This window comes from Burkholderia sp. MS455, from assembly GCF_016899445.1.
GTDB classification, from domain to species: domain Bacteria; phylum Pseudomonadota; class Gammaproteobacteria; order Burkholderiales; family Burkholderiaceae; genus Burkholderia; species Burkholderia pyrrocinia_C.
Genome location: NZ_CP041779.1, coordinates 3,406,293 through 3,426,255 on the forward strand (window position 1 = coordinate 3,406,293; position 19,963 = coordinate 3,426,255).

Genomic DNA, 19,963 nt, shown 5'->3' on the forward strand with positions numbered 1-19,963 from the left:
TTACCTCGTGTGGCGGATGCGCGGATTCAGCACGCCGTACAGCAGGTCGACGACCAGGTTCACGACGATCACGAGCGTCGCGATCAGCAGGATGCCGCCCTGGACGACCGGATAGTCGCGGCGGCCGATCGCATCGATCAGCCACTTGCCGACACCGGGCCACGAAAAGAGCGTCTCGGTCAGCACGGCGCCCGCGAGCAGCGTGCCGATCTGCAGGCCGATCACGGTGACGACCGGGATCAGCGCGTTGCGCAGCGCATGCACGACGACCACGCGCACGGGCGACAGCCCCTTCGCGCGTGCGGTGCGGATGTAGTCCTCGCGCAGCACTTCGAGCATCGACGAGCGCGTCATCCGCGCGATCACCGCGAGCGGGATCGTGCCGAGCACGATCGCGGGCAGGATCAGGTGGCTGACCGCCGACTTGAACGAGCCTTCGTCCGGCGCGAGCAGCGCGTCGATCAGCATGAAGCCCGTCGGGTGCGGAAAGTCGTATTCGACGGCGATGCGCCCCGACACGGGCGTCCAGCCGAGGTACGACGAAAACACCATGATGAGGATCAGCCCCCACCAGAAGATCGGCATCGAGTAGCCGGTGAGCGCGGTGCCCATCACGCCGTGGTCGATGACCGAACCGCGCCGCAGCGCGGCGATCACGCCGGCCGGCAGGCCGATGGCGAGCGCGAACACGAGCGCACACAGCGACAGCTCGACGGTCGCCGGGAAGCGCGCGAAGAACTCGCCCGCGACACTGGTGTTGGTGATGATCGACGTGCCGAGATCGCCGTGCAGCGCACGGCCGATGTAGTGGACGTACTGCAAGGGCAGCGGCTGGTCGAGCCCGAGGCGTTTCATCGCCTCCGCGTGCATGGCGGGATCGACGCCGCGCTCGCCCATCATCACTTCGATGGGGTCGCCCGGTATCAGGTGAATCAGCGCGAACGCGAGGATGGTGATGCCGATGAAGGTCGGGATCACCATGCCCACGCGGCGCAACACGAATCGGAGCATGATGCTTCTCGTATTTTCTTGTGGGAAATGTGCGACCGGCGACGGGGGGCTTTTGGCCTCCCGCCGCCGGATGATTTCAAGCCGGTCTTCTCAAGGACGACAGCTTACGCCGGTCGTATTACTTCACGCCGACGCCGTCGAAGCGCGCATAGCCGAGCGGCTCGATGCGCATGTCGACCACGTTCTTGCGCACCGGCTGGTAGACCGTCGAGTTCGCGATCGGCGAGAACGGCAGCTGTTGCGCGAAGATCTGCTGAGCCTGCGTGTAGAGCTTCGTGCGCGCGTCCTGGCCCGTCGTCGTGCGGCCCTTCTGGACCAGCTCGTCGAACGGCTTGTAGCACCAGTGCGAGAAGTTGTTGCCCTTGATCGCCTCGCAGCCGAGCAGCGTGCCGAGCCAGTTGTCCGGATCGCCGTTGTCGCCCGTCCAGCCGATCAGCATCGTGTCCTGCTCGCCGCCGTGCGCGCGCTTGATGTACTCGCCCCACTCGTACGTGACGATCTTCGCCTTCACGCCGATCTTCGCCCAGTCGGCCTGGATCATCTCGGCCATCAGGCGGGCGTTCGGGTTGTACGCGCGCTGCACGGGCATCGCCCACAGCGTGATCTCGAAACCGTTCGCATAACCGGCCTTCGCGAGCAGCGCCTTCGCCTTCGCGGTGTCGTACGCGGCCATCTTCAGGTTCTTGTCGTACGACCATTGGGTCGGCGGCATCGGCGCGCCGGCCGCCTGGCCCGCACCCTGGTAGACGGATTCGAGGATCGCCTTCTTGTTGATCGCCATGTCGAGCGCCTGACGCACTTCGAGCTTGTCGACCGGCTTGTGCTCGACGTTGTACGCGAGATAGCCGAGGTTGAAGCCCGCCTGCGACGGCATGTCGACGTTCGAATCGGCCTTCAGCGTCGCGATGTCGGCCGGGCGCGGATAGCTCATCACCTGGCATTCGTTGCGCTTGATCTTCTGCACGCGCACGCCCGGATCCGGCGTGATCGAGAAGATCAGCTTCGACAGCTTCACTTCGCCCTTCTTCCAGTAATCAGGATTGCCGTCGAATCGGATCGTCGCGTCCTTCGTGTAGCTGCGGAAGACGAACGGGCCCGTGCCGACCGGCTTCTGGTTGATGTCGGCGGCCTTGCCGGCCTTCATCAGCTGGTCGCCGTATTCGGCCGACAGGATCGACGCGAATTCCATCGCCATGTTCTGGATGAACGGCGCGTTCGGCTCGGACAGCGTGAACTTCACGGTGTACGGATCGACCTTCTCGACCTTCGTGATCAGCTTGTCGAGGCCCATGTCGGTGAAGTACGGGAACGACACCGGATACGCCTTGCGGAACGGCTGGTTCGGGTCGAGCATGCGCTCGAACGTGAACAGCACGTCGTCCGCGTTGAATTCGCGCGTCGGCTTGAAGAAGTCGGTCGTGTGGAACTTCACGCCATGGCGCAGGTGGAACGTGTACACCTTGCCGTCGGACGACACGTCCCACTTCTCGGCGAGGCCCGGCTCGACCTTGGTGCCGCCGCGCTCGAATTCGACGAGACGGTTGTAGACGGTGAACGTGGCGGCGGTGAAATCGACGCCGGTCGTAAATTGCGCGGAATCGAAACCCGCCGGGCTGCCTTCTGAGCAGTAGACGAGCGTTTTGTTCGGGATCTGTGCGAATGCAGAGCCCGCGATGCCGAGCGATGCCGCTGCCACGCCTGCAATGGCGGTAACACGCAGGGTGTGCAACAGACGGTTGTATTCCATGTTTCCTCCAGGTCTCCAGATCGGAACCGGTCCCGCCAGGGTCCGGCGTACGCGGATATTACTTGAGCTAGCGATTTTGCAACAAGCTGGAGAAAAAACTCTTCTAGACGCGCCCGCACGGGTTTTTGCCGATGTCTTGCACGGATAAAAAATGCGAAAACGCGCGCGAGCGACAGTTCCGTTCATCCCGCGCATGTTTCGTTCGACAACTAAACAATTCGGGCGCGAATGCGAAGGTTCGGCGCGCGGTTTCCCGTGTCCGGCCGCACATCATTGCGTTTTGCGAAATGATTCGATGACAGTCTTCTTCCTGTCATGCCGTCATGCCGGCGCGTCGAGGTCGGCGCTGCGCGCGGGCACGAACGCGACCGCGACGATCGACAGCGCGAGCCCGGCCATCACATAGTAGGTCGGCGCCAGCGGCGTACCGGTCACCTTGATCAGCCACGTGACGATGAACTGCCCGAAGCCGCCGAACAGCATCACCGCGACGTTGTATGCGATCGACAGCCCGGTCGAGCGCACGTTGGCCGGGAACAACTCGGCGATCATTGCGCCGAACGGCCCGTAATAGCCTGCGAGCGTCACCGACAGCACGGCCTGCACCGCGATCAGCCGCCCGATGCTCGGCGCCGCGTCGAGCCACGCGAACAGCGGATACATCAGCACGAGCGTCAGCGCGAGCGACCACAGCGACAGCCCCTTGCGGCCGATGCGGTCCGACCACGCGCCCGCGACCGGCGACAGCACCATCAGCAGCAGGTTGCCGACGATCACCGCGTAGAACGATTCCGAGTACGGCAGCTTCAGTTGCTTCACCGCGAAGGTCGGCAGATAGCTGATCAGCACGTAGATCGTCACCGTCAGCGCGATCACCGAGCCGAGCCCGCACAGCACCTCGCGCGGATGGCGCGTGAACACTTCGCCGAGCGTCGCGCGGCGCGCGCTCTGCTGCGCATGCAGGAATGCTTCGGAATCGGCGAGATGGCGGCGGATATAGAAGCCGATCGGGCCGATCACGAGCCCGAGGACGAACGGCACGCGCCAGCCCCAGCTGTGCAGCGCGTCGTGCGACAGCCCGCGCGTGACGGCCGCGCCGACGAGCGCGCCGATCAGCAGCGCGGCCGCCTGGCTCGCCATCTGCCAGCTGCCGTAGAAACCGCGTTTCGAGAACGGCGCGGCCTCGATCAGCAGCGCCGTCGCGCTGCCGAATTCGCCGCCCGCGGAGAAGCCCTGCAGCAGGCGGCCGAGCACGATCAGGAGCGGGCCGCCGATGCCGATCGCCGCATAGGGCGGCGCGATCGCGAGCAGGAAGATGCCGAACGTCATCAGCAGGATCACGAGCGACAGCGCGGCCTTGCGGCCGGCACGGTCCGCGTACAGCCCGAATACGATGCCGCCGATCGGGCGCATGAAGAACGCGACGCCGAACGTCGCGGTGGTCAGCAGCAGCGACGAGTATTCGCTGGAGGTCGGGAAGAACAGCTCGGCGATCACGACCGTCATGAAGCCGAATACCGTGAAGTCGTACCACTCGAGCGCGTTGCCGATCACGGCGGCCACGACCGCGCGCCGGTTCAGCGCACGCTCGGGCCGGATCGTTTTCGTTGAATTCGCAATCGTCGCCATGCGTGCCTCGTCCTCGTGAATTCGCCGTGTCGGGTGGCGCGGCGCAGTGTGCCGCGGCGCGCTGGTTTGCAGCGAGTGTAGAAAGCGACGGAACCGTTTTCAAGCAATAAAAACGCCCGCCGTCTTTCGACGGCGGGCGTTTTGCGGTTTTCGCCACATTGCGGCATCGCACGATGCCGCACGGACCTCAACCCATCTTCGAGAACGCGCTGCACCAGCCCTTCGCCGACACCTGCTTGCCGGGGAACGCGCCGCACGGGCCCGAAGCCGAGCCCTTCTTGCCCTGGTACAGCATGCAGGCCGCGCAATCCTGGCCCGCTGCGTATTTCGGGTACTTCGTCTTGTCGACCTTCGTGGCATCGGCCTTGTAGCCGAGCGCCACCGCGGTCGGATCGGTTTCCGACAGCATCGGCGCATCGGCCAGCGCTTCACGCGACAGCGCCAGCGCAGACACGACGCCAACGCTCGTAATCAGGAAACTCCGACGGGATGTTTTCATGGGGGACTCGCTCCAACGTTATCGGTTTGAAAGCTGTTCTGGCGACAGCCGTTCGACAGAATAACGCTCAAGCGAATAAATGTGCGCGCCGAAATGCCGGAGATAAGGGATTTCACACGGCCCACGCGTGCGCGCTTGCGTCAACCGTATGCGGCCATGTCGCCGACACGCTGCGCGAGCGCGAGCGACGCGGTGAGCCCCGGCGACTCGATGCCGAACAGGTTCACGAGCCCGCGCACGCCGTGCTGCGCGGCGCCCTGCACGATGAAGTCGGCCGGCGGCTCGCCGGGCCCCGCGACCTTCGGCCGGATACCCGCGTATGCCGGCTGCAGCGCACCGTCGGGCAGGCCCGGCCAGAACGCTCGGATCGACGTGTAGAACGCGGGGGCGCGCGCCGGATCGACTTCGTAGCGCAGCGCATCGACCCATTCGACGTCCGGCCCGAAGCGTGCCTGCCCGGCAAGGTCGAACGTCAGGTGCACGCCGAGCCCCGCGCGGTCGGGCATCGGGTACACGAGATGCGAGAACGGCGCACGGCCCGACAGGCTGAAATAATTGCCGCGCGCGAGATAGAGCGGCGGCACCCAGTGCGGGTCGAGGCCGCGCGTGCGGCGTGCGAGCGCCTGCGCACCGAGGCCCGCGCTGTTGATCACGCAGGCGGCCTCGATCTCGGCGGGCGTGTCGCCGCCCGTGCGCACGACGAAGCGCCCGCCGCGCAGCACGTCGATCGACTCGACCGGGGATTTCAGCGCGCACACGGCGCCGTCGCGTTCCGCGGCGCCGAGCAGCGCGAGCATCAGCTGGTGGCTGTCGACGATGCCGGTGGACGGCGAGAACAGCGCTTCCACGCATTCGAGCGCGGGCTCGAGCGTCTGCGCCTCGGCGCGCGTGAGCGGCAGCAGGTCGAGCACGCCGTTTTCGGCGGCGCGCGCGGCGATCGCCTTCAACTGCTTCACCTGCGCGACGCTCGTCGCGACCAGCAGCTTGCCCGCGCGCCGGTACGGCACGTGATGCGTGTCGCAGAATTCGTACAGCAGATCGCGGCCGCGCACGCACGACATCGCCTTCAGCGAACCGCGCGGATAGTAGAGCCCCGCGTGGATCACTTCGCTGTTGCGCGAACTCGTGCCCGTGCCGATCGCGTCGGCGGCCTCGAGCACGAGTGTTTCCCGCCCGCGCGCGGCCAGTTCGCGTGCAATCGCAAGGCCGACGACGCCCGCGCCGATCACTACACAATCTATCTGCTCCATGACGTTTCGCGCTGCTAACGCGTCGAGGGGAGAGAAGAGAATTGTACGTCCCGGTTCGCAAGCCTGCCGAAAGCATGTATGCCGCGTCGCGACGACACCGCGCACGACTCGGCGCGCACACGCCGCAGCCGTGCGCGCCGCCCGTTCAGAAGCCGATCGGCCTGCGCTTCGCGGCGCCCTCGTCGGCACGGATGTCGTGCGGGCCGATTGCATCGCGGCCGTCGAGCCGCGCGGCGCCGAATGCATGCAGCAGCGCGCGGCGCATCGTGCGCGGCGGCGTCGCGGCCAGCACGTCGAGCGCGTCGTCGCCGAGCGTGTCGGGGAAGCGCCGCCCCCATGCGTGCGACGTGCGGATCTCGTCGTAGATCGTCTGCGCGATCCGGCGCGCACCGGCCGCATCGGGCGGCGCGATCTCGTACACGTTCATCCGGTTGAGCAGCGGCTCCGGAATGGCCTGCGCTTCGTTCGCGGTCGCGACCCAGATCACGTTGCCCGCATCGATCGGCACTTCCGCGAATTCGTCGACGAACGCACGCGCGGTGTCGTGCTCGAGCAACGCATACAGCGCGCCGAGCGGATCGTATTGCGCATCGCTGCCGGCCTTGTCGATCTCGTCGACCGCGATCACCGGATTCGCGTAGCTGCCGTTCACGAGCGCATCGAACACCTTGCCGGGCTTCGCGTTCTTCCATTGCGACGACGCGCCCGACAGGATCCAGCCGGCCGTCAGCGAACTCATCGGCACGTAGTGGTACGCGGTGCCGAGCAGTTGCGCGAGCGCCTTCGCGAAATGCGTCTTGCCGATGCCGGGCGGCCCGAGCAGCAGGATCGGCATCAGCTCGAGCCGGTCGTCCGTTTCGAGGCACAGCGCGACCTGCTTGCGCACGTCGTCGAGCGGCTCGGTGAAATTGGGCAACGCGTCGCCGAGCGCGTCGAACGACGGCATCCGGTTCGGCTTCACGCAAAAGCGCAGATTCCCCGTCTTGAGCATCCTTTCGTAGGTGGCGCGCAATGCGTCGCTCGCGCTCTCGTTCAGGTCGCTCAGCGCCGTCTCGACCTGCTCGAGGTCGTACACCGTGCTGAAGGACGCCACCGCCAGTTCCTGTTTCACCATCGCCGTCGTCATACCAACCTCGCTGCCGCTTGCTGTCGCACAACCATCAGACCCTTACGATTTCAGTGTAGCGGGCCCGTATCCGCGCGCAAGCAAGCAGCCGAACGAGTCTGCTGCTAACACCCGGCGCGCGCTGCACGGCTGCGCGGCGCGGCGTATGATCGTCGGTTCACCCACCCGCCTCAAGGCTTCGCCGACGGCGCCCGCGCGGCGCGTCGCGCCCCGTCCCGAAGGTATGCCGATGTCCGCCCCCACCGCTTCCCCGCGCATCGATGCCGATACGATCGGCGCCGTCGACGCGGCGCTGACGTCGCGCCGCGCGATCCGTGCGTTCCTGCCGACGCCCGTGCCGCGCGACACGCTCGAGGCGATCCTCGAAGCCGCGAGCCGCGCGCCGTCTGGCACCAACATCCAGCCGTGGCGCGTGTACGTCGCGACGGGCGCCACGCGCGATGCGCTCGCCGCCGCGCTGACCGCGGCCCACGACGATCCCGCGCGCGACGAGAAATACGTCGCCGAGTACGACTACTACCCGCGCGAATGGGTGTCGCCGTATCTCGACCGGCGCCGCAAGGTCGGCTGGGACCTGTACGGGCTGTTGAACATCGGCCGCGACGAGAAGGCGCGCATGCACGCGCAGCACGCGCGCAATTTCCGCTTCTTCGATGCGCCGGTCGCGTTGTTCTTCACGCTCGATCGCGTGATGACGTACGGCGCGTGGCTCGATTGCGGGATGTTCCTGCAAGGCGTGATGACGGCCGCGCGCGCACGCGGGCTCGATACCTGCCCGCAAGCCGCGTTCGTGCCGTTTCACCGGATCGTCGCCGAACATCTCGGCATTCCCGCCAACGAACAATTCGTCTGCGGCATGTCGCTCGGCCATGCGGACCCCGACGCGATCGAGAACCGCCTCGTCACCGAGCGCGCGCCCGTCGCCGAATTCGCGCGCTTTTTCGCTTGAAAATGCATGACGCGCACCTACCTTTCGGACAGGACCGTATTGCGCGGCGAACCTGTCGCGGTGCGTCCTGTCACATCACGATCGAAATCGATCGGGCGTAAGATGTGCGTCCGTTCCCCGCTATCCCGCGTTTCCGGAGACGTTTCATGCTGAAACACGGCCTGGCCGTCCTGCTCGCGAGCGTCGCGCTCGCCGCCCATGCGCAGAGCCCCGCACCGGCCTCCGTCGCATGGGAGATCCAGGTAGTGCGCGACGGTCAGACGATCGACACGTTCCAGCAGCGCACCACCGTGGGTCAGACCCGCACCGATACCCACCGTTATCCGTCCGCCGTGCCGGTCGGCTGCGGCAATGCCGCGCGCGTCGTGCCGACCGAGCGCTCGCGCTCGGTGACGGTCGCGCCGCTCACCGTCGACACCGGCGCGAACACGGTGTCGCTCGCGCTCGACGTGCAGGAAACGCTCGACGACGAAAACGCGACGCGCGGCGATCCGTGCGTACCCGCGTCGTCGCGGCAGATCGTCGCAAGCCACCCCGGCCTGTCGGTCGGCAGCGACGCATGGACCGACTGGACGCTCGTCGAGCAGCATCCCCACCTCGTGTACCGCGTGCGCGCGCACGTCGCGAAGGACTGAGCGTCATGTCCGCCGACGCCCTGTCCCTGCCGTTCGCCGAACCGCACGCCGCACCCGACGAAATCACCGCGGTCAGTTGGAACCTGCACAAGGGCCGCTCGCCGCTCGGCTTCACCGCGTGGAATGCGATGCGCAACTGGATGCAGTCGACGCACGCCGACGTGTATTTCCTGCAGGAAGCGATGGCGCGCCGCATGCCGCGCCCCATGCTCGCACCCGGCTTCGGCGCGCCGATGGACGACGCGGTCGACGACGTGTGGCACTGCCAGGCCACCGAGATCGCGCATGCGCTCGACTGGCAGATCGCGCTCGGGCCGAACGTGTTCAAGCCGTCGTGGCGGCACGGCAACGCGATCCTGTCGCCGCATCCGCTCGATCTCGGCGGCCGCTGGGACATCTCCGCGCACCGCTTCGAACGGCGCGGGCTGCTCGTCGCGCGCGCGACGCTCGCGGGTGCGCGCCCGGTCACGCTGCTGTGCGCGCACCTCGCGCTCACGCGCGCCGCGCGGCTGCGCCAGATGCACTGGATCGCGCACTGGATCGTGCGCAACGCGGGCGACGGCCCGCTGATGCTCGCTGGCGACTTCAACGACTGGCGCAACGATTCGGTCGCGCTGTTCGGCGAGATCGGGATGTCCGAGGTCGCGACGCTGCTCGGCGAATCGGGCCGCACGTTCCCCGCGTTCTCGCCGGCGCTCGCGCTCGACAAGATGTTCGTGCGCGGCCTGACGCCGCTCGAATGGCGCGCGCCGTCCGGCGAGGCCGCGTGGCTGTCGGACCACCTGCCGTACATCGCGCGCCTGCGCCTCGATCCGCAATAACGACCCGAGCGCCATCCGCCGCAAGCGCGGCTACCGGCGCGTGCGGCGCCCGCTCGACGCGCCGTGCGGCGTGGCGCTCGTCGGCCTCGACGCGAAATTCGCGGCCGATCGACGAAAGTTAATTGAAAGAATTCGTTGCGCCAAATCCGCGCAGCCACGCGGGTCAAGCCCGCGATCAGCGCCAACAGGGTAAAATAACCAGTTCGTCAATCGTCTGTCATCGAGAAGGCGCGTGTCCGACGCGCCGGCCGGCCGATCCGCGATCGGGCCGTCGCACTCGGTTTTTTTGCCCGTTTTTGGGCCCGTTACACGCGTTCGCCACGCGCGTCCGTTTTCAAAGCCATGAGCAAATACGACACCGCCACCGTCCAATCCGTCCACCACTGGACCGACACGCTTTTCAGCTTCACCTGCACCCGTGAGGCGAGCCTGCGCTTCAACAACGGCGAATTCACGATGGTCGGCCTCGAGGTCGACGGCAAGCCGCTCGCGCGTGCCTACTCGATCGTCAGCCCGAACTACGAAGAGCACCTCGAATTCTTCAGCATCAAGGTGCAGAACGGCCCGCTGACGTCGCGCCTGCAGCACCTGAAGGTGGGCGACACGGTGCTGATCGGCAAGAAACCGACGGGCACGCTGGTCGCCGACAACCTGCTGCCGGGCAAGACGCTGTGGATGCTGTCGACGGGCACGGGCCTCGCGCCGTTCATGTCGATCATCCGCGATCCGGACATCTACGACCGCTTCGACAAGGTGATCCTCACGCACACGTGCCGCCTGAAGGGCGAGCTCGCGTACATGGACTACATCAAGCACGACCTGCCGGGCCACGAGTACCTGGGCGACATCATCAAGGAAAAGCTCGTCTACTACCCGACGGTCACGCGCGAAGCGTTCGACAACGAAGGCCGGATCACCGACCTGATCGCGACGGGCAAGCTGTTCACGGATCTCGACGTCCCGCCGTTCTCGCCGGAAAACGACCGCGTGATGCTGTGCGGCAGCACCGCGATGCTGAAGGACACGACCGACCTGCTGAAGCAGGCCGGCCTCGTCGAAGGCAAGAACAGCGCACCGGGCCACTACGTGATCGAGCGCGCATTCGTGGACTGATCCGCCCCGAAATTTGTGCCGCATCAAAAAACCGGAGCAAAGGCTCCGGTTTTTTTTCGTCCCCACTTGGCGAATTCGTAACAAACTGGGACCATCTCATCTCAAATAGTTACATTTGGATACGTCATCGCCCGGTGCTTGGGTGTCAGTGTTTTTCCTACAACAGCTTCATTCCGATTATTCACATTTACCCTGAAATGTCCGCCCGACATGACCTTTTCGGAATTTTTGAGATATTATTCGGCGCGCGTGGTTGCCGTTCGGACAGGGGTTGAAGGGTCGGATGCAATCGTTACAAAATGTAACTTTTGTTACCTCGGCATGGGGCGATTCCCTGACGGCGACCGTGATCGAAACGGCAACCGTTCCACGCAGCCAGCCGGTGTCTGAACCGCTTTCTGACAGCAGGGAGAGTCATGGATACGTTGCTTAACGCGCCCTCAGGCGCCCACGCCCCGTTCCCGTCGCGGCAGCTCGTACAGGGCTGCGCCGCTACTCCGCCCATTGCCGAAGCCGCGTCGATACGCGACGCGTGCGCCACGCGCATCGCGGCGCTGTCCGCCCAGCTGCTTGCCGCCGACGAAGCCGCGCGCCGCCATCTGGCCGGCGAGCTGCATGACGGGCTCGGCGCCGAACTCACCGCCGCGCGTTTCGCGCTGGCAAACGTTCAAACGTGGCTGCCGGCCGATGCGCCGGACGGCTGCGTGCGCGCGCTGGAGCTCGCCCAGCAGGCGCTCGACGCCGCGACCGACGCGAATCGCCGGCTGATCGACGAACGCGACACGCCGGCGCTCGACGCAGGCATGGTCGGCGCGCTGTCGTCGTGGGTCGACAGCCATGCGACGCGCACCGGCCTGCGCACCAGCTTCGTATGCGCGGCCGACGCGCGCCTGACGCAGATCGCCGGCGCCGGCGCGCTTGCGGTGTTCCGCGTCGCGCAGGAAGCGCTGTCGAACGTCGCGAAGCACGCACGGGCGACGTCGGTCGACGTGCGGATCGTCACCGACGGCACGCATCTGTCGCTGATCGTCGCCGACGATGGCACCGGTTTCGCCCGACGCCGCCGCACCGGCTACGGCCTCGCCGGCATGCGCGCACGCTGCGAAGCGTTCGGCGGCAGCTTCGACACGGCCACGCCGGAAACCGGCCACGGCACGCGCGTCACCGCGCGCTTCGCGTGGGATTCGCTGCTCGCGATGCCCGTCGCGGCACGCCGCGCGTCGCGTTCGTGAGGTCGTCATGAGCCTGAACATCCTGCTCGTGGACGATCACGCGATCGTCCGGCAAGGGGTCCGCCAGTTGCTGATCGACCGCGGCATCGCGCGCGACGTCACCGAGGCCGAGACCGGCGGCGACGCGATGGCGGCCGTCGACCGGCAGGAATTCGACGTGATCCTGCTCGACATCTCGCTGCCGGACACGAACGGCATCGAGGTGCTCAAGCGCCTCAAGCGCAAGCTGTCGCGCACGCCGGTGCTGATGTTCTCGATGTACCGCGAGGATCAGTACGCGGTGCGCGCGCTGAAGGCCGGCGCCGCCGGCTACCTGTCGAAGACGGTCAACGCCGCGCAGATGATCGGCGCGATCCAGCAGGTCGCGGCCGGCCGCAAGTACGTGAGCCCCGCGATGGCCGAGGCGCTCGCCGAATACGTGTCGTTCGAGAACGAGCCGCTGCCGCACGAGAAGCTGTCCGACCGCGAATACCAGACGCTCTGCATGCTCGCGTCGGGCAAGCGGCTCACCGACATCGCGAACACGCTGTCGCTGTCCGTGAAGACGGTGAGCGTGTACCGGTCGCGGCTGCTCGAGAAGATGCGGCTGTCGAACAACGCGGAGCTCACGTTCTACGTGATGAGCAACCGGCTCGTCGACATGGCGCCCACGGCCGGCGCCTGATTCAACGGATTCGCCCGATACATCGGATTCGTACGATGCAACGGCGCGGCGCACGCCGCGTCGCGCTCAACCGCCGCCCGCATCAAGCGCAAGCGCTTGTTTTATCGGGCGATTCCGCGGCGCGCCGCTGCGCCGCAGCGGGCCTTGTCCGCCAAATCGGCTAAAATTGCCGGTTTTCACTCAGTCAGCGCCGCCGCGCTCGCGCGCGCTGGCAACTCATCCGCAATGTCCCTCTTCCGCAAGAAAAACGTCGATCGCATGATCGCCGGCGCGCACGCCGCCGGGCTCAAGAAAGCGCTCGGCGCGATCGACCTCACCTTCCTCGGCATCGGCGCGATCATCGGCACCGGCATCTTCGTGCTGACCGGCACCGGCGCCGTGCAGGCCGGCCCGGCACTGATGCTGTCGTTCGTGATCGCCGCGATCGCATGCGGCCTCGCGGCGCTGTCGTACGCGGAATTCGCGTCGACGATCCCCGTCGCCGGCTCGATCTACACGTATTCGTACGCGACGCTCGGCGAACTCGCCGCATGGATCATCGGCTGGGACCTGATGCTCGAGTACGGCCTCGCGGCATCGGCCGTGTCGGTCGGCTGGTCGGGCTACCTGCAGTCGCTGCTGCAGGGCTTCGGGCTGTCGCTGCCGACCGTGCTGACGGCGGCACCCGGCGCGGTGCCGGGCGTCGTCACGTGGTTCAACCTGCCCGCGTTCCTCGTGATGCTCGTGATCACGACGCTGCTGTCGATCGGCATCCGCGAGTCGACCCGCATCAACAACATCATGGTGTTCATCAAGGTGTCGGTCGTGCTGCTCGTGATCGCGGTCGGCCTGTTCCACGTGACGCCCGCGAACTGGAAGCCGTTCATGCCGCACGGCTGGAACGGCGTGTTCGGCGCTGCTGCCGTGATGTTCTTCGCGTTCATCGGCTTCGACGCGGTGTCGTCGGCGGCCGAGGAAGTGAAGAACCCGAAACGCGACCTGCCGATCGGCATCATCGCGTCGCTCGCGGTGTGCGCGGTGCTGTACGTGACGGTCGCCGCGGTCGCGACCGGCATCGTGCCGTCAGCGCAGTACGCGAACATCTCGCACCCGATCTCGTACGCGCTGCAGGCCGCCGGCGAGAACTGGGTCGCGGGCTTCATCGATCTCGGCGCCGTGCTCGGCATGCTGACCGTGATCCTCGTGATGAGCTACGGCCAGACCCGCGTGATCTTCGCGATGTCGCGCGACGGGCTGCTGCCGGCGACGCTGTCGCGCGTGCATCCGCGCTACGCGACGCCGTTCCTGACGACCTGGCTCGTCGGCCTGTTCTTCGGGCTGATCGCCGCGCTCGTGCCGCTCAACGTGCTCGCCGAGCTGATCAACATCGGCACGCTCGCGGCGTTCTCGATGGTGTCGATCGCGGTGCTCGTGCTGCGCCGCACGCACCCCGACCTGCCGCGCGCGTTCCGCTGCCCGGGCGTGCCCGTGGTGCCGATCCTCGCGGTCGCATCGTGCCTGTTCCTGATGCTGAACCTGCAGCCCGTCACGTGGGCCGCGTTCGGCATCTGGCTCGCGATCGGCCTCGTGATCTACTTCCTGTACTCGCGTCACCACTCGAAGCTCGCGCACGGTCACCACGACGCGCACTGACCTCCGCCGCTGCGCGCGCACGCCGCGCGCAGCGGTGCGACACCGCGCCGGGCCGTAACCGGCCTCGTGCGGCACGCCCCTTCCCCGCCGAATCAGCCGCCGCCGGACACGCGCCGCCGCGCCGTTCCCGCGCGCGATCGTGTCCGATCGTCGCGATCTCTTGCCCGATCCTCCGGATTTGCCCGCATGAATCGCACGCTGCCTGCACGCGCACGCCGGGCGGTTCATAATCCCGCCATCGAACGACGGCCCGGACCGGCGGGCTGCCCGGCAACAGGAAAAAGATGATGGAAAGCGTCGATCTCGATGTACTGAAATCCAGCGCGCGCTGGCTCGAAGAAGGGCGCCGCGTGCTGCTCGTGACGGTCGTGAAGACGTGGGGCTCGTCGCCGCGCCCCGAAGGCGCGATGCTCGCGGTGCGCGAGGACGGGCTCGTGGTCGGCTCCGTGTCCGGCGGCTGCATCGAGGACGACCTGATCGCCCGCGTGCACGCAAGCGGGATCGCGGCCGACGCGCGCCCGGAAGCGCTCAAGTACGGCGTGACGGCCGAGGAAGCGCACCGCTTCGGGCTGCCGTGCGGCGGCACGATCCAGCTCGTGCTCGAGCCGCTCACGCGCGACAGCGGGATTGCCGCACTGTGCGCTGAAGTCGAGGCCGGCCGCCTCGTCACGCGCACGATGACGCTCGCGACCGGCCGCGCGTCGCTGTCGCCCGCGCAGGCGGCCGACGGGCTCGCGTTCGACGGCGAACGGCTCGTGACGATCCACGGGCCGCGCTACCGGATGCTCGTGATCGGCGCGGGCCAGTTGTCGCGCTATCTGTGCCAGATCGCGGTCGGGCTCGACTACCAGGTGACGGTGTGCGATCCGCGCGAGGAATACACGGATGCGTGGGACGTGCCGGGCACGCGCGTCGTGCGCACGATGCCCGACGATACGGTGCTCGACATGAAACTCGATGCGCGTTCGGCCGTGATCGCGCTCACGCACGATCCGAAGCTCGACGATCTCGCGCTGATGGAGGCGCTGAAGACGCCCGCGTTCTACGTGGGTGCGCTCGGCTCGCGGCGCAACAACGCGGCGCGGCGCGAGCGGCTGCGCGAGTTCGACCTGAACGAAGCGGAACTGGGCCGGCTGCACGGGCCGGCCGGCATCTACATCGGCAGCCGGACGCCGCCGGAAATCGCGATCTCGATCCTCGCCGAGATCACCGCCGCGAAGAACAACGTGTCGCTGCCGACGATCCTGCAGGTCGAGGGCGCAAAGGCCGCGCGAGAAATCGCGGCGAACAGCGGCGCGGCCTGCGGCCTCTGATCCACACTGGCGAGCCGCTTCGGCCGCGCCGGATGCGCGGACGAAGCGGCTCGTGCCGATCAGGTCAGGCCGGCCGCGAGCGCCGCGGCGACCGAACCCACCACCAGCACGACGCCGACCGTGCGGCGCTTGTTCAGCTCGGTCCACAGCAGCACGCCCGTCAGCGACAGCAGGATCAGCGAGCCCGCGATCGTATCCATCAGCAGCACCCAGCCGAGGTTCATCCCGACGCCGCGATGCAGGTTGTTCAGCGTCGTCAGGAACGTGTTGTCCGTGCGCTTCACCGACACGTAGCCATTGCCGACCCAGTATTCGGCCTGCAGGTTCCGGTGCGGGCCGTACAGGCCGAACTGCCAGTGCTCGGGCTGCATCACGCGCTGGTCGCCCCATGCGACGGCTTGCGCGGGATCCTTGCGGATGCGGCCGGGCCGGCCGTCGAAATGCAGTTCCTGCTGCAGCCATTTCGTCATCGCGGCGGGCGTCTTCGGCACCGGATCGGGCAGCGCGATCTGCATCTGCTCGACCTGCGGCTCGCCGGTCGAAATCTTCAGCGGCGGCGCGCGGTGGTTCAGCACCACGCCCGTCACGCCGAACAGCAGCCCGAGCACCGCGCCCCACAGCCCGACCCAGCCGTGCACCTTGCGCAGCCACTTGATGAAGGTCGCGCGACGCGAGCGCTGGCGGCGCGCGGCCAGTTCGTCGTCGGTCAGCGGGCGGGCCGCCGGATGCAGCACGGTGACGCCCGCGCGCGGCATACCCGCCTTGGGAGAGTCGATCGTTTCGGGCGCGTTCACGCGAAAGTATCCATTCGTTCAAAACAACGGGCGGCGCGCAGAGATCGCGCGCCGCCCGGGCAACATGAAAATGAGAATGGATATCATTACATAAATCGAATTCCGGCTCAATCGGCCCGGCTACGCAACGGCGTGCTCGACGAGCGAAAAAATGCCGACGAAGCGCGCATGTTGCATCGAAATATCGCTCGATAGGCGACAGATGCCGGCAGAATAACCCCGCAAGGCCGAGACAGCGTTTCGCAAGAAGCGGCGCGATGGCGCGCCGTTCAGCGCAGCGGCGGCAGCGGAAAGCGCGGCGCAGCGGCGTCCGGCCCGGGTTCGGTGCGATCGAGCGCGTACAGCCACGCGAGCAGGTCCGCGACGGCCTGGTAGAGCTGCGGCGGAATCCGGTCGTCGAGGTCGACCTGCATCAGCAGCGACACCATCTCCGGCGCGGTATGCACATACAGCCCCGCATCGTGCGCGCGCGCGACGATCATCTCCGCGAGCACGCCGTAGCCCTTCGCGACCACGCGCGGCGCCGCATCGCCGCCTTTCGGGTCGTAGACGAGCGCGGCCGCGCGCTTGCGGGACGACATGCTCATTGCGGCACCTCGTCGTTGTCGCCCGGTACGCGCGTGTCCGGCCCGCCGGCCGCACCGCGCGCATACGCGGCGGCCGCCGCCTGTGCTGCAAACAGGTCGAAGCCGTCCGGCCCGTCGTCGACCGCGCGGATCGACAGCCCGCCCACCCGCAGCCCCGATCCCTCGAGCCGCTGCCGCAACGCGGCCTCATGCCGCGTGAGGCGGTCGGCGCCCGTCTGGTTCGCACGCAGCCGCGCGACGAGCTGCGCGCCGTTCAGCACCAGCTCCGCGTCGACCGTACCGAGCGACGGCAACGTCAGCGTCAGGCGCGTGCGCCATGCAATGCCGTCGCCCGCGTCGTCGCCGCCGCGCGGTGCGCGGCTGCCCGGATCGTCGGGTTCGATCGTCCAGTCGAGCCGCGCGCCGGGCCACGCCTCGCCGGTCCAGCGGAACTGGTCGGTCGCGAGCGCGTCGAGCTGTTGCCTGACGAGCGGCACGGCGGCCGGGTGCACGGGAGCGAGCGGCTGCGCCTGCGGGTCGGACGACGCGGCGGCCAGCCCGGCACGCGCCGGCGTCCAGCGCGGGTCGGCGTGCGCGCCGAGCGGATCGGCGGTATCGGGCGGCAACGACGCGCCCTGCCGGGCGGCCGCCGGCAACGCCTGCGCGGAGTCGCGAGCGGGTGCGCCGCCCTGGGCCGGTGCGCCCGCCTGCGCAGTCGCCCGCGCGGTCGCCGGCAGCGGCGGGCGCTGCGCGAGCAGCTCGTCGAGCACGTCGGTCGAGCCGGGCTGCGCGGCATCCGGGGCGGCCGGCGCAAGCGCGGCCGTCAGGCGCGCCTGCGGCTCGCGCATCAGCGCCGCGAGCGGACGCTGGCCGGCCAGCCACTGCGCCAGATGGGATTCGTAGAAGAGGCCGCTCTCGCTCACGGCTTGGGCGAGCGCCGCACGCAACGCCGCGACCGGCAGCGGCGCAGCCGTTTCGCGCGCCGCCGCGGCGGACGACGCCGCAGCGGAAGAAGGCGTGGAAGACACCGCCGGATCGGACGCGGCCGGCGCACGCGCCGGTACGGCTGTATCGGTCAGCAGCACGGCGGGATCGGCCAGCAGCGGTGCGCGCCCGGCGATCGCGGGCGTCGCGTCGCCGCCCGCGCGCGAGATCGCGTCGAGCACGCGCCCGACGTCGGACAGCGCGGTCTGCGTGGAGGCTTGCGGCGCGGCGGGCGGGCCGCCTGCCGGAGGCGAGGACGACGCGCCGGTGCCCGGCGTGCCGACCTGCGAGGTCGCGCCGCCGCCGGCGGGCGCCGACACGGTGCCGGTCAGCAGGCTGTCGAGGCGGCTCGCCAGCAGCGCGGCCGCAACGGAATCGATACCGGTCATGATCGGAGCCTGCTCACCTCAGCCACATCGTTGCGAATCCGGGAGCGGCACGCCGGTGCCGCCCGCGGGAACGGCGCGCGTGCCGCGTGCGGTAACGGGCATGAGCGCCGCGCGCCCGTCTCCCCGAAAAGCGGGCCCTACCCGCGCGCGCGGTAGAGATCGGTCAATACCTTGGTCGAGCGCCGCGCCTCGAACAGCGCGGACAGCCGCGCGACGTCCGGGCTCGCGAGATCGCGGATCGCGGCGTCGTCGGCCAGGATGCGGCGAATCAGGTCCAGCTTGCGGCCGAGATCCGATTCGTCGAGCGCGACGCCCGGATCGGCTTCCTTCAGCCCGTCGACGAGCTGCATGAATTCGGCCTGCAACCCCGGCAACGCGGCCCAGTCCGCGTCGCGCGCGGCGCACAGCATCCGGCCCGACACGGCTGCGAGCGCCTCGTAACGTTCGAAGTATTCGGCCTTGAGATTCATCGTGCTGCTTCCACTGCCTGTTGCGCGGCCATCCGCGCGACTTCCGGGGCGATGCCCGTCCATGCTTCCTCGAGCGTTGCGAGCAGCCCGTCGACCTCGACCAGCATCGCGTCGCTTGCCTGTGCGTTCGCTTCCAGCAGGCGCCGGCCGATATACGCATACAGCGCGTCGAGCCGGCCCGCGATCTCGCCGCCCGCGTCGCGGTTCAGCGACGCCTGCAGGCCGCTCTCGACGATCCGGATCGCCTTGCCGATCGCTTCGCCGCGCGCGGACACGTTGCCCTGCTGCAGATGCATGCGCGCCAGCGCGATCGCCTGCCGCGCGCCCTGGTACAGCATCGCGATCAGCCGGTGCGGGGAGGCGCCCATCACCCCTGTCTCGACGCCGACACGCGCGTATGCACTGGCTCCAGCGTGTCCTGGGGAAAACATGCGCATCTCCTTGTCATGCCTTGGCTATACGGGAGCCGCCGCCGTGCATCGCACGACGCGGCCTTCTCCGGAGTTATCGGAAGGGAATTGAAAAGCTTTAGGCGCGCGGGGCCGCCGCCGGGCGCGGGATGCCGGCCCGCCGGCCCCGTCCGGCAAGGGCGGAGGGCCGTCGCCGGGATGCCCATCCTCGGATGGCCGTCCCCGGATGCCCGTCGCCGGACGGCCGTCCCCAGATGCCCGTCGCCGGATGGCCGCCCCCGGATGCCCGCCCCCGGATGGCCGTCCCGTCACACCGACATCTGCATGATGTCGTTGTAAGCGCTCACCAACTTGTTGCGAACCTGAAGCCCGAACTGGAAGCCGACGTTCGCTTTCTGCATGTCGACCATCACGTCGTTCAGCGACACGTTCGGCGCGCCGACCTCGAACGCCTGCGCCTCGCCGAGCGCGTGCTGCTGGTCGCCGCTGATCTTGTCGAGCGACGCCTTCATCGCGCTCGCGAACGTGCCGGCCGTCGCCGCGCCCGAGCCGGCAAGCGCCGCCGTCGGGCTCGCGACGCCGCCCGACGCCTGCGCGGCCATCGACTGCATCTGTTGCAACACCGAACCGATTCCGCTGACGTTCGCAGTCATGCTGTCCCCAGACCATAAGAGAAAAGACCCGGACGCACCGGGCGTTTCCGTCGGCGCCGCACCACGCGCACCATGC

At 68.0% G+C, this 19,963-nt stretch carries 20 protein-coding genes; 8 read left to right on the plus strand and 12 right to left on the minus strand.

Going from position 1 to position 19,963, the window contains the following annotated elements; translation table 11 throughout:
• The 6 genes from FPJ27_RS34830 to FPJ27_RS34855 all read right to left on the minus strand — a co-directional run bounded on the left by FPJ27_RS34830 (nt 1) and on the right by FPJ27_RS34855 (nt 7,262).
• The gene (locus FPJ27_RS34830; protein WP_072437557.1) at nt 1-1,011 is read right to left on the minus strand and encodes an ABC transporter permease subunit; all 1,011 of its coding nucleotides are present in this window, start codon (nt 1,009-1,011) and stop codon (nt 1-3) included.
• 118 nt (nt 1,012-1,129) lie between these two features.
• Nucleotides 1,130-2,758, minus strand: coding sequence for an ABC transporter substrate-binding protein (locus FPJ27_RS34835; RefSeq protein ID WP_072437558.1), 1,629 nt, complete (start codon nt 2,756-2,758; stop codon nt 1,130-1,132).
• Between the two features lie 321 nt (nt 2,759-3,079).
• Nucleotides 3,080-4,387: an MFS transporter gene (locus FPJ27_RS34840; protein WP_072437559.1), complete on the minus strand. Its 1,308-nt coding sequence runs from the start codon at nt 4,385-4,387 to the stop codon at nt 3,080-3,082.
• A gap of 187 nt (nt 4,388-4,574) precedes the next feature.
• Nucleotides 4,575-4,886, minus strand: a complete 312-nt coding sequence (locus FPJ27_RS34845; protein WP_048248305.1) for a high-potential iron-sulfur protein — start codon at nt 4,884-4,886, stop codon at nt 4,575-4,577.
• Nucleotides 4,887-5,026: 140 nt separating this feature from the next.
• Nucleotides 5,027-6,136 carry an NAD(P)/FAD-dependent oxidoreductase gene (locus tag FPJ27_RS34850; RefSeq protein ID WP_204424976.1) on the minus strand — a complete coding sequence of 370 codons (1,110 nt, stop codon included), beginning with the start codon at nt 6,134-6,136 and terminating at the stop codon, nt 5,027-5,029.
• Nucleotides 6,137-6,281: 145 nt separating this feature from the next.
• The gene (locus FPJ27_RS34855) at nt 6,282-7,262 is read right to left on the minus strand and encodes an AAA family ATPase (RefSeq protein WP_034179292.1); all 981 of its coding nucleotides are present in this window, start codon (nt 7,260-7,262) and stop codon (nt 6,282-6,284) included.
• 229 nt (nt 7,263-7,491) lie between these two features.
• On the opposite strand from FPJ27_RS34855, the gene FPJ27_RS34860 reads away from it, so the two are divergent.
• From FPJ27_RS34860 to FPJ27_RS34900, 8 genes are all read left to right on the plus strand, one after another.
• Nucleotides 7,492-8,211, plus strand: coding sequence for a nitroreductase (locus FPJ27_RS34860; protein WP_204424978.1), 720 nt, complete (start codon nt 7,492-7,494; stop codon nt 8,209-8,211).
• 146 nt (nt 8,212-8,357) lie between these two features.
• Entirely contained in the window at nt 8,358-8,846 is a 489-nt protein-coding gene (locus FPJ27_RS34865; RefSeq protein ID WP_204424980.1) for a hypothetical protein, read from the plus strand.
• Nucleotides 8,847-8,851: 5 nt separating this feature from the next.
• On the plus strand, nt 8,852-9,667 hold the full coding sequence (locus tag FPJ27_RS34870; RefSeq protein ID WP_072437566.1) for an endonuclease/exonuclease/phosphatase family protein: 816 nt from the start codon (nt 8,852-8,854) through the stop codon (nt 9,665-9,667).
• A gap of 342 nt (nt 9,668-10,009) precedes the next feature.
• Nucleotides 10,010-10,780 carry a ferredoxin--NADP reductase gene (locus FPJ27_RS34880; RefSeq protein ID WP_034179295.1) on the plus strand — a complete coding sequence of 257 codons (771 nt, stop codon included), beginning with the start codon at nt 10,010-10,012 and terminating at the stop codon, nt 10,778-10,780.
• A gap of 416 nt (nt 10,781-11,196) precedes the next feature.
• Entirely contained in the window at nt 11,197-12,012 is an 816-nt protein-coding gene (gene rqpS / locus FPJ27_RS34885) for a quorum system sensor histidine kinase RqpS (protein ID WP_204424988.1), read from the plus strand.
• 7 nt (nt 12,013-12,019) lie between these two features.
• Nucleotides 12,020-12,676, plus strand: coding sequence for a response regulator transcription factor RqpR (gene rqpR / locus FPJ27_RS34890; RefSeq protein ID WP_072437568.1), 657 nt, complete (start codon nt 12,020-12,022; stop codon nt 12,674-12,676).
• A 225-nt stretch (nt 12,677-12,901) separates the two neighbouring features.
• Entirely contained in the window at nt 12,902-14,308 is a 1,407-nt protein-coding gene (locus tag FPJ27_RS34895; protein ID WP_072437569.1) for an amino acid permease, read from the plus strand.
• Between the two features lie 287 nt (nt 14,309-14,595).
• A complete protein-coding gene (locus FPJ27_RS34900; RefSeq protein ID WP_034179299.1) occupies nt 14,596-15,621 on the plus strand; it encodes an XdhC family protein in 1,026 nt (341 codons plus the stop codon).
• A gap of 59 nt (nt 15,622-15,680) precedes the next feature.
• On the opposite strand, the gene FPJ27_RS34905 is transcribed toward FPJ27_RS34900, so the two are convergent.
• The 6 genes from FPJ27_RS34905 to fliE all read right to left on the minus strand — a co-directional run bounded on the left by FPJ27_RS34905 (nt 15,681) and on the right by fliE (nt 19,887).
• On the minus strand, nt 15,681-16,415 hold the full coding sequence (locus tag FPJ27_RS34905) for a PepSY-associated TM helix domain-containing protein (RefSeq protein WP_072437570.1): 735 nt from the start codon (nt 16,413-16,415) through the stop codon (nt 15,681-15,683).
• 269 nt (nt 16,416-16,684) lie between these two features.
• Complete coding sequence (locus FPJ27_RS34910; protein WP_034179301.1) at nt 16,685-17,002, minus strand: EscU/YscU/HrcU family type III secretion system export apparatus switch protein; 318 nt, start codon at nt 17,000-17,002, stop codon at nt 16,685-16,687.
• Complete coding sequence (locus FPJ27_RS34915) at nt 16,999-18,354, minus strand: flagellar hook-length control protein FliK (RefSeq protein WP_204424990.1); 1,356 nt, start codon at nt 18,352-18,354, stop codon at nt 16,999-17,001. The genes FPJ27_RS34910 and FPJ27_RS34915 overlap by 4 nt, the downstream gene beginning before the upstream one ends.
• A gap of 137 nt (nt 18,355-18,491) precedes the next feature.
• Nucleotides 18,492-18,824, minus strand: a complete 333-nt coding sequence (locus FPJ27_RS34920; RefSeq protein WP_072437572.1) for a flagellar protein FliT — start codon at nt 18,822-18,824, stop codon at nt 18,492-18,494.
• Nucleotides 18,821-19,255, minus strand: coding sequence for a flagellar export chaperone FliS (gene fliS, locus FPJ27_RS34925; protein ID WP_034179304.1), 435 nt, complete (start codon nt 19,253-19,255; stop codon nt 18,821-18,823). The genes FPJ27_RS34920 and fliS overlap by 4 nt, the downstream gene beginning before the upstream one ends.
• Nucleotides 19,256-19,542: 287 nt before the next feature.
• Entirely contained in the window at nt 19,543-19,887 is a 345-nt protein-coding gene (gene fliE, locus FPJ27_RS34930; RefSeq protein ID WP_034179305.1) for a flagellar hook-basal body complex protein FliE, read from the minus strand.
• Between the last annotated feature and the right edge of the window lie 76 nt (nt 19,888-19,963).

Bases quoted from the DNA above. Each gene is read 5' to 3' on its own strand.
- FPJ27_RS34855 (WP_034179292.1), bottom strand. From the start codon at position 7,262: ATGACGACGGCGATGGTGAAACAGGAACTGGCGGTGGCGTCCTTCAGC.
- FPJ27_RS34840 (WP_072437559.1), bottom strand. From the start codon at position 4,387: ATGGCGACGATTGCGAATTCAACGAAAACGATCCGGCCCGAGCGTGCG.
- FPJ27_RS34850 (WP_204424976.1), bottom strand. From the start codon at position 6,136: ATGGAGCAGATAGATTGTGTAGTGATCGGCGCGGGCGTCGTCGGCCTT.
- rqpR (WP_072437568.1), top strand. From the start codon at position 12,020: ATGAGCCTGAACATCCTGCTCGTGGACGATCACGCGATCGTCCGGCAA.
- FPJ27_RS34865 (WP_204424980.1), top strand. From the start codon at position 8,358: ATGCTGAAACACGGCCTGGCCGTCCTGCTCGCGAGCGTCGCGCTCGCC.
- FPJ27_RS34830 (WP_072437557.1), bottom strand. From the start codon at position 1,011: ATGCTCCGATTCGTGTTGCGCCGCGTGGGCATGGTGATCCCGACCTTC.
- fliS (WP_034179304.1), bottom strand. From the start codon at position 19,255: ATGTTTTCCCCAGGACACGCTGGAGCCAGTGCATACGCGCGTGTCGGC.
- FPJ27_RS34880 (WP_034179295.1), top strand. From the start codon at position 10,010: ATGAGCAAATACGACACCGCCACCGTCCAATCCGTCCACCACTGGACC.
- FPJ27_RS34835 (WP_072437558.1), bottom strand. From the start codon at position 2,758: ATGGAATACAACCGTCTGTTGCACACCCTGCGTGTTACCGCCATTGCA.
- fliE (WP_034179305.1), bottom strand. From the start codon at position 19,887: ATGACTGCGAACGTCAGCGGAATCGGTTCGGTGTTGCAACAGATGCAG.
- FPJ27_RS34920 (WP_072437572.1), bottom strand. From the start codon at position 18,824: ATGAATCTCAAGGCCGAATACTTCGAACGTTACGAGGCGCTCGCAGCC.
- FPJ27_RS34900 (WP_034179299.1), top strand. From the start codon at position 14,596: ATGGAAAGCGTCGATCTCGATGTACTGAAATCCAGCGCGCGCTGGCTC.
- FPJ27_RS34860 (WP_204424978.1), top strand. From the start codon at position 7,492: ATGTCCGCCCCCACCGCTTCCCCGCGCATCGATGCCGATACGATCGGC.
- FPJ27_RS34870 (WP_072437566.1), top strand. From the start codon at position 8,852: ATGTCCGCCGACGCCCTGTCCCTGCCGTTCGCCGAACCGCACGCCGCA.
- FPJ27_RS34845 (WP_048248305.1), bottom strand. From the start codon at position 4,886: ATGAAAACATCCCGTCGGAGTTTCCTGATTACGAGCGTTGGCGTCGTG.
- FPJ27_RS34895 (WP_072437569.1), top strand. From the start codon at position 12,902: ATGTCCCTCTTCCGCAAGAAAAACGTCGATCGCATGATCGCCGGCGCG.
- rqpS (WP_204424988.1), top strand. From the start codon at position 11,197: ATGGATACGTTGCTTAACGCGCCCTCAGGCGCCCACGCCCCGTTCCCG.
- FPJ27_RS34915 (WP_204424990.1), bottom strand. From the start codon at position 18,354: ATGACCGGTATCGATTCCGTTGCGGCCGCGCTGCTGGCGAGCCGCCTC.
- FPJ27_RS34910 (WP_034179301.1), bottom strand. From the start codon at position 17,002: ATGAGCATGTCGTCCCGCAAGCGCGCGGCCGCGCTCGTCTACGACCCG.